The following is a 14,852-nucleotide window of genomic DNA, read 5'->3' as shown; positions in this document are numbered from 1 at the left end:
GAAAGATAAATCAACAATCAACATTCTGAAAGTGTTTTTGAGGTTATTGATATGAAGCATCTTTCTTTTGCAAGTTTAGGAGCGTTCGTACTCATTGCTACAGTTCCATTTGTCAGTCAAGTGCCGGGAGTAGCTTCTCTATGGCATTCTACAAGTGCGATCGCTCAAAATGTCAAAACTCAAGGGCAAATACAATTGCGCTTAGAGGCTGAGAAGCAAGTCGTGGCTCAGGATCAACAAGGTAAGCAAAGCAAGACATGGCAACCTTTGAAAGGTCAAGTTGTGGTGCGACCAGGAGATGTGTTGCGATATACCTTGAGTGGTGAAAATAAGAGCGATCGCCCAGTGAAGAATTTGATTCTCAATCAACCTATTCCTAAAGGAATGGTGTACGTACTTCAATCAACCACTGTTACTAACAATGCCAAAGTTATTTACAGCATTGATGGCGGACGCAGCTTTGTCGAAAATCCCACTGTTAAAGTTACTCTTCCTGACGGCAAAGTCGAAACCAAACCAGCACCAGCGAATCTTTATACCCATATCCGTTTGCAAGTGCCATTAGTTGCAGCAAAGACAACAGTCAAAGCGACTTATCAAACCCAAGTGCGTTGATTTAATAAGATACAAAAACTCCGAAATTTAGTAATTCGTAATAGGAATTTTAAATTATGAATTACTAATTTTTTGGTGTGGTAAATATCCTTTAACAGTTATGAAGTTTTTCCAACAACTAATTGCTTTTATTAATAAATTTGGCATCCCAGAGGAAATGTATTCAGTGAGCCGCCCTCAAAAAGAAAAGCAAATTACTTCTAACAATATCTGGTGTCAAAGGTTAACAGCAACCGTTCTTTTGGTAAGTTTTTTGCATACTACTATATCTATACCAGCCAGAGCGCAAGCAACTAACAATCTGGCTGCGTCTTTGCCAATAACTAATCAAGCTACTTATACTTATACAGATTCTGCTAGTAATTATGAATATCAAGGAAGTTCTAATCAGCTTAATGTTAACTCGAATCCATTAATTGACCCATTAGGGCGAATATTAGGTTGTGCTGGTGCTATTTTACCTGACTATACAGGTTTTTCAGTTGGCGTATACGAACTTAACCCTAGTGACCCAACGGGGACAGAATTGGGCAGCTTGCTTGCTTTGACTCGAACAGAGTTACCAGATATTTATAATAACAACGTTCCTGGCGGTAAACCGCCAAATACCGAGAATAGTAATCCATATTTCATTACAAATAACCCTGCGGGTTTCTACAATTTTTTACTTGACCCGAATAAAGGTCAAACTGATCCAGGTAAAACCTATATTTTTGTAGTCAATCCACCGCCAAATTCTATCTACAAACAACGGCGCATCAAGATTGAAATTGTTGCAAAAAATAATAATAATGTCGTGCAATACATCGCTACTTCTCTGGATGGACAACCAATCAGTCTCACAGGTGAGACCAGGCTAGAGGAAACAGTTGTCTTAGTTCCCAACGCAGAAACAGTGGGACTGGACTTATTAGCCTTTGAATTCACTGTAAATATGTGTCAAGCCAATCAGTTGCAGATTATTAAAACAGGCGATCGCGCTGCTGCTGAACCTGGAGATACGGTAATCTACCGCCTCTCAGTAAAAAATCTAGCTGATGCTGGTTTGAATAATATAGTTGTCACGGACAACTTACCTTTAGGATTCCAGTTCTTACCTAAATCTGTGCGGGGAGAGTTGGATGGTCAAGCAATCACTCTCACCTCAGAACGCAATGGAAACACGGTGACATTCCGCACAGAGGTAACAATTACTACAGAAAAAATCCTAAATATTGCCTATGCGGCTCAACTAACAGCCGATGCTCTGCGTGGTAACGGTCGCAACAGTGCGATCGTTAATGCCCAACGGGCTGATAACCGTTTTAGCACCAAGGATGGCCCTGCAACACATCAGTTAAAAATTCGTTCAGGAATCGTTTCCGACTGTGGCACTATTATCGGTCGCGTATTTATTGATAAAAACTTTGACGGTGAACAACAACCTGGTGAGCCTGGAGTCCCCAATGCAGTGATTTTTTTGGAGGACGGAAACCGCATCACCACAGATCCCAATGGTTTGTTTTCCTTAGCCAATGCCTTACCAGGAAACCATACGGGTGTACTAGACCTCAGCAGTGTACCCGGTTACACCCTAGCTCCCAACGAAAAATTCCGTGAACGGAATAGCCAATCTCGTCTAGTGCGTTTAGAGCCTGGTGGCTTGGTACGTATGAACTTCGCAGTTACCCCCGCCTTCCAGGAGCCAGTCAAGAAATGAAGCCCAGACTGCACCATGCAACTATATTTCACCTGAAGAGAATCGGGGTAATGCCAGTAGCTCTCAGCCTCGTTTTGTATCCTGCCATAGTTAAAGCAGAAATTACCCATGAAAACCAGGTTTTTCCTGATTCCCCTTTGCAAGCAGAGGATGCTATCAAAGATCAAGCGGATCAAGACAAAGGGGTTGAAAAAAGTACAGGTTCAAATTCTGGCATTGGTGATTCAGGATATGAAAAACTGACGCAAAGACAAGGTAGCGCATTGGGGAAGCAGTACGTTGAGCAGGGAACCTCCGTTCAAACTGCCAAGCGAATGCTGGACAAAGGCGCAGAGATCAGGAGAATGATTTATAGTCGAATTGAGCAACGCCCAAATTCTGCTGAACTCCTGCAAAGTTCTGAGCAGCAATTTCCACTCCTCGAAGTTGCCTCAACTTCTCCAGCACCAGCTACTGATACTTCAATTCCAGATGTCCAGCCAAGTGAAACGGAAATACAACCATTTCAACCAGTAACTTCTGTTGATTTGCCCAGAGGTTTACGCAAAATTGCCGGAATCGAGGACAAGAACAATGGACGCAAAGACACCGAGATACAGTTGCAAGCTTCTTCAACGAAAATACAACCATTTCAACCAGCAACTTCCGTAGGTTTGCCTAGAGGCTTACGCAAAATTGCTGGAGTAGAGGACGCAGGGACAAGAAGACAAGGGGTGAATGAAAATCTTGCCGTGTCCCCCACTCTCCCTATGTCTACAGCAATAAAAATCCTGACTCCGGCAGCTAATAGTGTTGTAGATGTACAAGCTACCACGGTGATTGTGCAATTTCCCGCTGGTGGTCAGGTGGAATTGCGGGTGAATGGCGCGTTAGTAGACCCCTCCTTAGTTGGACGGACGGAAACTGATACTACTGCTAACTTGGTAACGCAGACATGGTATGGTGTCTCGTTAAAAGAAGGTAATAACACCATCTCTGCACAAGTAATCGGAGGAACAGAACCCGCTGTAACGGTTCAAGTCGCAGTCCGGGGAACGCCACAGCAACTAACCTTAGAAGCTGTTGAGTCTCGGATTCCAGCAGATGGACGTTCTACGGCTACAATCCGGGGTCAACTGATCGATGCAAGTGGCAATCGCTCTAACCGTGATGCTGTTGTCACTTTGATACCCACTGCAGGGGAGTTTGTTGGCAAAGATTTCAAACCCGATGAACCCGGATTTCAAGTAGAGGCGAAAGGGGGGCAATTTACAGCGATTTTGCGATCGCAACTGAATGCCCAAACTGTCAGAATTCGCGCGATCACTAATGATTTAGAAGCATTTACCCAACTGCAATTTGAAACTGCACTGCGTCCGAGTTTGGTTAGTGGGGTAATAGATTTACGTTTGGGGGCTAGAGGTACAGATTATTACGGCAGTTTCCGTGATTTCCTCCCACCTGATAAAGACAACAGAACGCAATTAGATTTCCATTCAGCAATATTTGCAACTGGTGCGATCGGGGAATGGTTGTTTACAGGCGCATACAACAGTTCTCGTAACCTCAATGAAGATTGCAACTGCGATAATCGCCTGTTTAAAACTTACCAATTCAGCGAGCAAAATTATCCTGTCTATGGCGATAGCTCCAAAGTTGATGCCATCGCTCCTTCTATTGACAGCTTCTTTCTACGTTTTGAGCGTTCAACTCGTATCCCCGGATCTGATCCTGATTATGCCATGTGGGGTGACTACAACACAGAAGAATTTGCTCGGCGATCGCAGCAATTTACTTCTATCACCCGTCAACTTCACGGCTTTAAAGCTAACTACAACTTAGGCAACTTACAAATTACAGGTTTGTATGGCAACCATTTAGAAGGGTTTCAACGGGATACTATTCCTCCCGATGGCACTAGTGGCTATTACTTCCTCTCTCGCAGACTACTACAACCAGGTAGTGAAAATGTCTTTATCGAGTTAGAAGAACTCAATCGTCCTGGGACTGTACTAGAACGCAAACAGCTTAACCGAGGCCCAGACTATGAAATCGACTACGATCGCGGTACCTTATTATTTCGTGAACCCATTTTACGCACCGATATTGATCAAACTGGACAAGTGTTGGTACGCCGCATTGTTGTTACCTACCAATACGACAGCCAAGATTCTGACAGCAATATTTATGCTGGTCGTCTGCAATATAACCTTTCCCGTAAGCTCAATCAGGAAAGTTGGATCGGAGCAACTTACGTCCAAGAAAATCAGGGGGTGCGTGACTTTCAACTCTACGGCGCAGATGCACTGATTGCTTTGGGTGATCAAGGTAAGTTAATCGCAGAATATGCCCATTCCAGTAATGATTCTGATGTGGTGGGAAAAGTCAGGGGTGATGCGTATCGGTTAGAAGCTGAGGGACAAATTGCCAATGGGATTTTAGGTCGTGCCTATTATCGCTTTGCTGATACGGGTTTTGCTAATAATGCCACTATCAGCTTTGTCCCAGGACAAACCCGTTATGGAGCGCAGGTTACAGCTAAACTCACCTCAAGTACCAATGTCAGGGCGCAGTATGACCACGAAGACAACTTTGGGATTGCTCCCCAACCCCTAGACACCTTTGAAGAACTGTTTGCACCCCGTTCTGAGGCCATACCTGGGAGCAATGTTGATAATTCACTGACGACGATTTCCGCTGGGATTCAACAACGCTTGGGTAGCGCTACCCTTGATGTGGATTGGATTCATCGTCATCGGGAAGACCGCATCCCCGATAGTGCCCTGAGTGGTAATTCTGATCAATTGCGATCGCGTTTTTCAGTTCCCATTGCTAAGAATCTGACTTTCCAAGCCCAAAATGAACTGAGTTTATCTTCCCAAAAAGATACTGTTTACCCAGACCGTACTATCTTAGGGTTGAATTGGGCAGCAATTCCTGGTGTCAATATCAGTCTGGCCCAACAGTTTTACACTAGCGGTCAATATTCGGGTAATTCCATCACCAGCTTGAGTGTCAATGGTGAACACAAACTCGGACCAAATACTACCTTGACCGGTCGTTACTCAATTTTGGGTGGTGCTAACGAAATGACTACCCAAGGGGCGATTGGTCTAAATAATCGCTGGACTATTGCTTCGGGATTGCGGCTGAACGTTGCTTACGAACACGTATTTGGCAACTTCTTCGGACGGACTGCGGCGGGTCAACAATATGCTCAACCCTTCGCTTTTGGTCAATCAGCATCTGCGATCGGATTTGATGGGGGCGATAGTTACAGTGTGGGGCTGGAATACTCTGATAATCCACAGTTTCAAGCCAGCGCTCGTTACGAACATCGCTCCTCTTCTGGTGGTGGTAATACAGTAATTACCGCAGGTGTTACGGGTAAAATTTCTCCGGCTCTCACAGCTTTGGTACGTTATCAACAAGCTGGTTCTTCCAATCAAAAACTTTCAGGATTGGGGGATACAGCGAACCTGAAGCTAGGTTTAGCCTACCGCGACCCCAATAACGATAAATTTAATGCTTTATTGCGTTATGAATATCGTCAAAATCCATCAACTATCCCTGACACCATCCTTTTAGGTAGTGGTACGGGTTCTCAAGACCATACTTTTGCCTTAGAAGCTATTTATGCTCCTAACTGGCAATGGGAATTCTATGGCAAATATGCCTTGCGTAACAGCACCTCTTATATAGCCAGCGATTTAGCTGGTACTAGTACAGTAAATCTGGCACAATTCCGGGCAACCTATCGTTTGGGATATAGCTGGGATTTAGTGGGTGAGGCTCGTGTAATTAGTCAGTCTAGCTACAGCGAAACAGGGTTTGTCATAGAAACAGGCTACTACCTCACGCCTAACCTGCGCGTTTCGGCTGGATATGTGTTTGGTAAAGTTGATGACCGAGATTTCTCAGGAACACGTTCCGCAGGCGGCGCATATTTGGGTATCAGCGTCAAACTCAACGAATTATTTGATGGCTTTGGACAGCAAAAGCCTGTGCCACGTCAGCAACAGCAGCCAAATCAAACAGAAGCGCAGGTAAAAAAAGATGGAGCAATTTAAATTTATTAATTATTACTTTTAGAATGACATCTTTATTTAGGTATTTAAAAGCGATCGCCACACTAAATCTGAATACAGATGGTAGATTATCTACGACTTTGGGCAAGCTAAAGACTGAAGATTTGTTTGAGGTTAATCAGCCCTCATTGATGATTATGGTTAGGGTAATCAGCATCTTTTAAAGGTTATTTTATGGTGATTTACTAATGAAGAATTTATGGCAAAATTTTAATATTTTTGGCTGGGGGCTGATCAGTGTGACATTAGTACTTCAACCTACGTCAGCGCAAGCTCAATATATCCAGCGATCATTCTTAAATCCCAGCTTTGAGCAACCTGTTTTTGGTTCTCCTGGTCAACAATGTTACGTTCAAGTGGATAAAAGTCTTATCCCTGGTTGGGAAACAACTCATACTCCAGTAACAGGAACAGGCAACTGTTCAGGTTTTATACAAACAACGTCCAATCTCATTGAAATTTGGACTTCAGGATTTATTGGTGTTAGTACAGCAACCAATGCAGGGAATCAATTTGCTGAGTTAAATGCTGAACAAGCTTCTGAGTTGTATCAGAATATATGCCTAATTAAAGATGAAACGATCACATTCTCTCTTTTACATCATGGGCGGTCAAGTGCAACTGTTGCTGATGTGGCTAATTTTTTAATTGGACTAAATACCGATTCAACATCAACTGTTTTTGGCACTTTTTCAACAACTAGTGATGGAACAGTTACGGCACAACCTGTAGCGCAGAATGGTGCAACTATTCCTAATGTAACTAACAATAATGCAGCAAATGGCTGGGTACGATACACTGGCACAGTGCCTTACACTGGTGCTTCTGGTAATCGACCTGTAGGGTTTGCGGCCGTTTCCACAGCGGGTGGGAATAATACTGTAGGTAACTTCCTTGATGACGTGCAATTTGCTGGTAAACCTGTGGTCGAGTTTACAGCCAGTTCAGGTGGTGCAGCAGAATCAGAAACTAACCCTACTACCAACCCACCTAAACTTAGGATTGTTGGTTTAGTGCCAACTGGGGGGATCAGTGTTCCGATTTTTGTCTCTGGTACAGCGGCTTTGGGTACAGACTACAATACGACATCAGGCACATCCACTTTTAATATCACTATTCCTGCGGGCAACTACGATGGCAGCGATGCCACTAATAGTGTCTTTACCATTCCCTTTACTGTCATTAATAACAATATTCCTCAAGGTGTGAGGACAATCGTATTCACCGTACAAACTTCATCTAGTTTTTTTACAAGTTCAACAACAACTTGTGGTGGTACTCCAACAGCTGTTTCTAACTACACCATATATGATGATGATTTCCTTAGCGGTAAGGTTTGGAATGATGCCGACAATAGCGCTAACAATACTTTTACTAATATTAATACTGGCTCGGAAACTGGCACTAATGCAGGTGGGTTGTTAAATGCTATTCTCGTGGATTCTAACAATAAGGTATTAAAAACAACATCTATCGCAGCAGACGGTACTTACACTTTTCTCGATGTTCCTCTGAATCAAAGCAACGTTAAAATTCTCTTAAGTACAACTGCTGGCACAGTAGGTAATACTGCCCCTACAGCATCGCTCCCTCCTAACTGGGTCAATACTAGCCCACTAACAACAGCTGCTTTTAATACTGGCACAAACATCTCTAGTAAAGACTTTGGGATTGAGCAACTCCCGGATACGATCAACTTAAATCCAGCGTCTCAAACCAATCCTGGTGGCACAGCGACTGTGCAGGTGCCAACATTAACGGGAACTGACCCAGAAGATGGGACATTGGGCAGTGGTAAGACGTTCAAGATTGTCACCTTGCCAACCAATGGCACGCTGACCTATAATGGCAGCGCCGTCACCGCAGGGCAGACAATTTCTAACTATAACCCTGTTTTATTGCAGCTTGACCCCAATGATGGAGCGATTACTGTCAGCTTTACCTATGCGGCCGTGGATGCCGCAGGGAAAGTTGATCCCACGCCTGCAACGGTGAGTATGACTTTTAGCGCAGCAGATGTCACTCTCGCTACAATACCTAATGTCTTGCTTGTGAAACGGATTACAGCGATTAATGGCGGCACTACCACATTTGGGGGGGATTCTTTGAGCAGTTATATTGATGCCACAACTAATCCCTACGATGATAATAACATCACCATTCCAACCCAATCCACACCAACAGACCCGCCCCAGGACACTGACAATTGGCCATCCTTAAATAGCTTCATGCTCGGTGGCATCAATGGTGGTTATGTCAAGCCGGGTGATCAAATAGAATACACTATCTATTTCCTCTCCGCAGGTAAGGTAACAGCAAATAATGTTTTGATTTGCGATCGCGTTCCTGATAATGTCACTTTCCTACCAACTGCATTCAATAATTTCGCAACCAAAAACACAAGTGGTCTTGCAAGTGGCGATCGAGGGATCATTTGGCAAAACAATGGTGTAACTGAATCCTTAACTAATACCAAAGATGGGGATACAGCAGAATATTTATCCCCAGGCGTTGACCCCACGAATAATTATCCTAGTATCAAATGTAATGGTAGTAATACTAACGGTGTGGTGGTTGTGAATTTGGGAAATGTGCCAAATGCAACTGCACCAGGTACACCAATTAATTCCTACGGGTTTATCCGTTTCCGGGTTAAGGTGAAATAGATATCTGGTGACAAAGAATGTAAAGACATAGCAGTGCTACGTCTCTACAAGGATTCTGGATGATGCATATTTAATTTCACCAGATGTCTAATTCTTAAACAGACAAGGCTTGTCTCACTTCAATTGGTTCACCCGTCAAGCTAAAAGGGCGAACTTCGATAATTTTTACCTTCACTAACTGCCCTTTCAATTCTTTAATGTCGCCACTGAAGAATGTCAGACGATTACCGCCAGTACGTCCCATGACTTGAGTTTGATCTTTGGGGTTTTGGTCTTCTACTAAAACGGATTCAATGCGTCCGAAGTAACGTTGCGATCGCTCTGCTACTTTCAAGTTTACTAAATGATTCAGGCGTTGCAGGCGATCGCTTTTAATTTCTTCACTCAGCTGAGTGTCCCACAAAGCAGCTGGTGTCCCTGGACGCGGTGAATATGCTGCTGTATTCAACATATCAAAGCCAATATCTTCCACTAGTTTCAGGGTATTTTCAAATTGTGCTTCTGTTTCCCCAGGAAAACCGACAATCGCATCAGCACTAATCGAAGCATCTGGCATATACTGCCGAATGGTATCGATGATGCGGCGATATTTTTCATGGGTATAACCCCGCGCCATCGCCTTTAAAAGTTCATTATCCCCAGATTGAAAGGGAATATGGAAGTGTTTGCAGACTTTGGGCAATTCAGCACAAGCCTTAATTAATCTCTCTGTAAAATAACGGGGATGGCTAGTAGCAAATCTTAACCTTTCAATGCCCGGAACATCATGCACGTAATAAAGTAAATCTGTGAAGTTGTGCAGATGCCGACCTTCTGCTGTTGTTCCTGGCAAATCTCTGCCGTAAGCGTCAATATTTTGACCGAGTAGAGTAACTTCCTTGTAACCTTGGCGTCCTAATTCTTCCATCTCAGCCCGGATAGCTGACGGTATACGAGATTGTTCGATACCCCGCACATTGGGAACCACACAGTAGGTGCAGCGTTCGTTACAGCCGTAAATTACATTTACCCAAGCTGTCACTTTACTATCCCGTCGCGGCTGGGTGATATCTTCAATAATATGAACCGACTCGGTTGCTACAACTTGGTTGCCTTCTAAGACTGACTCCAGCAAATCTTTGAGGCGGTTGGCGTGTTGTGGTCCCATTACCAAGTCTAATTCTGGGACTCGCCGCAACAGCGCTTCACCTTCTTGTTGGGCAACGCAACCAGCAACAATCAGAGTTAAATCAGGCTGATCATGTTTGCGCTTCGCCTGTCTGCCGAGGTAGGAGTATACCTTTTGCTCGGCATTATCGCGAATTGTGCAGGTATTGTAGAGAATCACATCTGCATTATTCGGGTCTTCTGACCATTCAAAGCCCATGTCTTCCAAAACGCCAGCCATGCGCTCTGAGTCAGCTTTATTCATCTGACAACCGAAGGTAGTAATGTGGTATTGGCGTTTAGAGGAGGTCATGGGCAATTATGCTTAATCAGCGTAATGTATATAAGGTTTATTTTTATTCTATGTGCGTTAGGTTGTCACTAACGCACTCTACGAAAACAAAATCTTGGAGTTATTAGTAACTTTTTACTTTCTACTAGAACGGAGGCAAATTATTCGGGTCAATACCCTGAGATTGTAAATAAGCAATCAGTTGTTCTTTTTGCAGACGTTCTTGTTCAGCACGTTGACGTTCTTGTTCAGCGCGTTGATGTTCTTGTTCAGCACGTTGACGTTCTTGTTCAATTTGTTCTACAGCCCAAGGTAACAAATTACCAGCTTCATTCCACCAGCGCAACCAATAACCAGTTCGAGCTTCTTTTGTTCCTTGCCAAGTTCCCAAAAATAAGCCCATTGTCTCAACCCAATGACGACCATTTTCGTCAGGTTGCTTTAACTCATAGCGTCTATTTTCTAGTTGATAAAATTCTAATAAACCGCTATCTGGTTCAAAAATCACGTAAATCGAAACTTGCAAAATTTGCTCGTAGAAAAACCATTTTCCTGGTGGATAAGTTCGCTTTACCGAATATTCCCCACCCTCAGTGTCGGATAGGAATTCTATAACAATCGCCGGGATATCACCTTTTAAATTGGGTGTATAACTTTTCCGATTATTTACAACTTCATTAACCGACGGCACATAAACCCAGTCAGGTGCTTTCGCAATAAATTGCCCGTTGACAGTCGCACAAAGACCAAAATTCGAGGCTATTAACATCTGGGGTTGAATGAATCCACTGATTTCTAGACTTTCACGCAAAGCACCAGCCAAAATTGGCTGACCCGTATTCTCCACTGGTTCATCCTCTAGTTGAAAGTCGTCGGGCAACGCTTCCCAAGATATTACCAGTTCTGTTGGTGATTTGGCTTTGCTGAGTTGGGTTGCCATAAACACAGCATGAATGTAGTTTATTTTTTATTTTATCGTTTCCAGCACAGGGATGGGGGAGTATCCCAATTTTGCCAAAATACTTATGTTTAGATGATTTTGAAGAGATTGTATACACATCTTTGCTAATTGCTAAGTACAGTTTTGCATAATAACCGTAGCGTTTTTAAATGCAGAGAGACGCATTGGCACTGCAGGGAGATGCATTGGCATTGCAGAGAGACGCATTAGCATTGCAGGGAGATGCATTGGCATTGCAGAGAGACGCATTAGCATTGCAGAGGGATGCATTGGCATTGTAGAGAGACGCATTGCCATTGCAGAGAGACGCATTAGCATTGCAGAGGGATGCATTGGCATTGCCAAATTTAATTTTAGGAGTTACGCAATAACTCTCTGAAACTCTTGTTCTTTTATAGGACTGATATTTGATTTTTGAAATATACGTAGGGTGCGTTATGCCAAAGGCTAACGCACTACCTCTGATTCTAGGTGCGTTACGCTACGCGATAACACACCCTACATATACTTAGATTTTTTCAAAAATCAAATCGGATTACTATATGAGTTAAAAGTAAGTATTGAATTCTTCACTTATAACTCATAACTTATAACTTTTATGCTGGGTTCCAAGTACCGTGGAAGCTGTGGGGAATGACGCTGGGTAATCCTAGTTTGCAAACGGGTTCTGCATCCAGGCGATCGCTATCAAATACCCAAACTTCACTACTATGAGAATTACCATCGTAGACAACAGTTAGCACCCAACCTTGTTCAGGGTTTTGGGTGTCTTGGGCGTGGATGGGTTCTGAAGGATAACGGTTTTCTCCTAAGTCTGCTTCAGTGAGGGTTTCGGTTTTGTAATCAAAGCGAGCGATCGCACCGAACGATTCTTTGCCTGTATCTGTACCTTGAGGCATTAATGATACATAAGTATAACGCCAAGGTTGTCCAACTTGCGATTGCTGCACTACGGGAAACTCACACCTGCGGTTGATAACTTCTTGCGTTGCTGTGACTTTAGCTGTTTGGGGATTGAGACTCACTTGCCATAATCTTCCTTTAGGAACTGTATGCGTCTGGCCAGTTGCGAATTCTCTCAGATATTCATTAGTTTGGGGAAAATCTGAATATCGCACCATGTCTAAAATCACAGAACCGTCTTCATCTTCATAGCCATTGCCAAAATGCCAATTAAACCAGGGATCGGTTTCGCCACGACTAACTAAGGATAAGTTTTCGCGGTCAAAAATTAACACCTGGGTTCCTAACTGAGGTTCCCACAACAGAGATTCACTAAAGGTAGTCACACCTAGCATAGCTGACAGCATTTTCATGCGTATCGGTGGCATAAAAAACACTAGATACCTTTGAGTTAAAACAAAATCATGCATTATAGAGTAGCGATCTAGCTTAAAAGCAGCTTTTTGAATAATTTTGCCAGTAACATCGCTTTTGTAGAGATTAAGTTGTACAGAACTTCCGATACTGATTCCAAAGTTAAAAATCTCGCCTGTGTCTGGATCACGCTTGTAATGAGCAGAATAAGGTAAGTTATTGTCTAAAGCACCTAAATCATCTAATCCCTTCGTTTCTAAAGTTTCTAAGTCAAGGGCATAAGGATTGGTTGCTTCCCATAAAGCCAACAGTTTATCAGGTAAAGCCAAGACTGAGGTATTCGCTGCATTTTTGATCTTTTGGCCCCAGCGCTTCCAGATCGGCCCTGGGGTGTGCATTCCATAAACACCATAGAGGAATTTATCTGCTTTAGTTTCAGCTTGGTATTCTGCTGTTTGCACATAGCGATAGACTCCCGTGACTCCTGAATCAGTGAAATGGACGCCGAGAATTGCCCCATCTCCATCAAACCAGTGTCCCACGCCATCGCCACCGCGTTCTAGTCGTGCGGGGCCATTGCGGTAAAGTGTGCCACGCAAGGCATCTGGGATTTTGCCAGAAATAATTGGCAGTTGTGTAGAGGGAAATTCTTTTGCTGGTTCTGCGATCGCACCTGCCCAGGCTTTTGTTGTTGACTTTTTCTCAATGGTATGCATATAAAATTATCGCTTGATAAATTATCGATGTACATAGCTGCATGTCTTACATTTTCATCTTTGCTGCAATTGTTTAACAATGCCTCTAGCTGTAGATGTATAGAGGCTTTGACATGATATTACTCCTTAACTGAGCTAGCTCATAGTAACGAATGGGAATAACCGCTAAATTGAAGTCAATCAACATTCCAAGTGGTTCAAAAAACTATGATTAGCCAACAAACAATAGATATCGTCAAATCTACAGCACCTGTTTTAAAAAAGAACGGTGAGCAAATTACAACTCGGATGTATGAAATTATGTTTCAAAATCATCCAGAAATCAGAGAACAATTTGATATGTCTGCTCAAGCAAATGGTTCTCAGCCAGCGAGGTTAGCTACAGCAGTTTATGGCTATGCTGCCCAGATTGATAATTTGCCTGCTTTAAAATCGATGGTGGAAAAGATTGCCTATCGCCATGTGCAGACGGATGTTACACCAGAGCAATATCCTATTGTTGGAGAAAGTTTACTGCAAGCAATGAAAGATGTTTTAGGGGAAGCAGCTACAGAAGAAGTGATGGCAGCTTGGAGTGAAGCTTATCAGGCGTTGTCTCAGGTGTTTATCAACAGAGAAGATGAGATATACAGCAGATTGCAACTTAGTGAGGTATAGATTATTGTAAGGGCACAACAATGTTGTGCCCCTACCTGTGTACCTCATTTACCTGAAAAACGCTGTATGTGGATGAAGAGAAAAAACCACAGCTTGTGCATTCATAACCACAGAACTTAGTACAGCATTTCATTAATTCATAGCAAATTAAACTTGGCAATACTCTCACAATGCCAATGCATTCCGATACAATGTTAATGCGTCTGAATGCAATGCCAATGCATCCCTCTGCATTGTTAATGCGTGCCGATACAATGTTAATGCGTCCTGATGCAATGCTAATGCATCCCGATACAATGTTAATGCGTCTGAATGCAATGCCAATGTATCCCTCTGCATTAAAAACGCTACGCTTTTATGCAAAACTGTACTAAGGAACAAGAATTAAATAACATACAATTTATGTCCCTAGCTTACCTCACCCTCAATCCCTCTCCTTATAAAGGAGAGGGAAGCTAGATACAGGATGAAGTTTTGCATTTTATTTAATCCACGTTCCTAAGCGTTCCAGAACACTAATAACTTCAAAAGCTGGAACTTTTGGTAGCTTAGGCACTGGTTATCTCAAATGTGGTAAGCAACCGACGACGTGCTATCTCAGTAAGTCAGAATTCTTCTAAATAAAGTTCCGTTGCTTGCTGTAAATTAGCATCGCTTCTTCTATCGTCTCTCCTTGACTGGCGGTTCCCACTTCTGGACATTCAGCTACATATACA

General features: G+C 43.1%; 9 protein-coding genes. 6 read left to right on the top strand and 3 right to left on the bottom strand.

The features are described 5' to 3' along the window. Positions 1–51: 51 nt before the first annotated feature. From V7K40_RS27215 to V7K40_RS27195, 5 genes are all read left to right on the top strand, one after another. Positions 52–615 (top strand): hypothetical protein, encoded by a 564-nt coding sequence (locus V7K40_RS27215; RefSeq protein ID WP_334965278.1) that lies wholly within the window; start codon positions 52–54, stop codon positions 613–615. Between the two features lie 157 nt (positions 616–772). After that, complete coding sequence (locus V7K40_RS27210; protein ID WP_334965398.1) at positions 773–2,314, top strand: hypothetical protein; 1,542 nt, start codon at positions 773–775, stop codon at positions 2,312–2,314. Beyond that, complete coding sequence (locus tag V7K40_RS27205) at positions 2,311–6,363, top strand: TonB-dependent receptor (RefSeq protein ID WP_334965276.1); 4,053 nt, start codon at positions 2,311–2,313, stop codon at positions 6,361–6,363. Before V7K40_RS27210 ends, V7K40_RS27205 begins: the two co-directional genes overlap by 4 nt. Before the next feature lie 23 nt (positions 6,364–6,386). Continuing rightward, positions 6,387–6,545, top strand: a complete 159-nt coding sequence (locus V7K40_RS27200; RefSeq protein WP_334965274.1) for a hypothetical protein — start codon at positions 6,387–6,389, stop codon at positions 6,543–6,545. Positions 6,546–6,620: 75 nt separating this feature from the next. Beyond that, on the top strand, positions 6,621–9,047 hold the full coding sequence (locus tag V7K40_RS27195) for a hypothetical protein (RefSeq protein ID WP_334965272.1): 2,427 nt from the start codon (positions 6,621–6,623) through the stop codon (positions 9,045–9,047). A 94-nt stretch (positions 9,048–9,141) separates the two neighbouring features. Here V7K40_RS27195 and miaB read toward each other — a convergent pair whose 3' ends face one another. The 3 genes from miaB to V7K40_RS27180 all read right to left on the bottom strand — a co-directional run bounded on the left by miaB (position 9,142) and on the right by V7K40_RS27180 (position 13,479). Then, positions 9,142–10,506 carry a tRNA (N6-isopentenyl adenosine(37)-C2)-methylthiotransferase MiaB gene (gene miaB, locus V7K40_RS27190; RefSeq protein WP_334965270.1) on the bottom strand — a complete coding sequence of 455 codons (1,365 nt, stop codon included), beginning with the start codon at positions 10,504–10,506 and terminating at the stop codon, positions 9,142–9,144. Between the two features lie 124 nt (positions 10,507–10,630). After that, complete coding sequence (locus V7K40_RS27185; protein WP_334965268.1) at positions 10,631–11,425, bottom strand: Uma2 family endonuclease; 795 nt, start codon at positions 11,423–11,425, stop codon at positions 10,631–10,633. Positions 11,426–12,042: 617 nt separating this feature from the next. Beyond that, a complete protein-coding gene (locus V7K40_RS27180; RefSeq protein ID WP_334965266.1) occupies positions 12,043–13,479 on the bottom strand; it encodes a carotenoid oxygenase family protein in 1,437 nt (478 codons plus the stop codon). Between the two features lie 207 nt (positions 13,480–13,686). Here V7K40_RS27180 and V7K40_RS27175 point away from each other — a divergent pair, with 207 nt between their 5' ends. Further along, positions 13,687–14,136 (top strand): globin domain-containing protein, encoded by a 450-nt coding sequence (locus V7K40_RS27175; protein WP_334965264.1) that lies wholly within the window; start codon positions 13,687–13,689, stop codon positions 14,134–14,136. Positions 14,137–14,852: the final 716 nt, after the last annotated feature.

It is taken from the genome of Nostoc sp., from assembly GCF_036917195.1.
GTDB lineage: Bacteria > Cyanobacteriota > Cyanobacteriia > Cyanobacteriales > Nostocaceae > Nostoc.
Note: the sequence above shows the minus strand (reverse complement) of the source record. Positions and strands in the feature narration are given on the sequence as shown.

Excerpts from the sequence above, each read along its gene's own strand:
- V7K40_RS27200 (WP_334965274.1), top strand. The coding sequence starts at position 6,387 with ATGACATCTTTATTTAGGTATTTAAAAGCGATCGCCACACTAAATCTG.
- miaB (WP_334965270.1), bottom strand. The coding sequence starts at position 10,506 with ATGACCTCCTCTAAACGCCAATACCACATTACTACCTTCGGTTGTCAG.
- V7K40_RS27215 (WP_334965278.1), top strand. The coding sequence starts at position 52 with ATGAAGCATCTTTCTTTTGCAAGTTTAGGAGCGTTCGTACTCATTGCT.
- V7K40_RS27205 (WP_334965276.1), top strand. The coding sequence starts at position 2,311 with ATGAAGCCCAGACTGCACCATGCAACTATATTTCACCTGAAGAGAATC.
- V7K40_RS27210 (WP_334965398.1), top strand. The coding sequence starts at position 773 with ATGTATTCAGTGAGCCGCCCTCAAAAAGAAAAGCAAATTACTTCTAAC.
- V7K40_RS27185 (WP_334965268.1), bottom strand. The coding sequence starts at position 11,425 with ATGGCAACCCAACTCAGCAAAGCCAAATCACCAACAGAACTGGTAATA.
- V7K40_RS27180 (WP_334965266.1), bottom strand. The coding sequence starts at position 13,479 with ATGCATACCATTGAGAAAAAGTCAACAACAAAAGCCTGGGCAGGTGCG.
- V7K40_RS27175 (WP_334965264.1), top strand. The coding sequence starts at position 13,687 with ATGATTAGCCAACAAACAATAGATATCGTCAAATCTACAGCACCTGTT.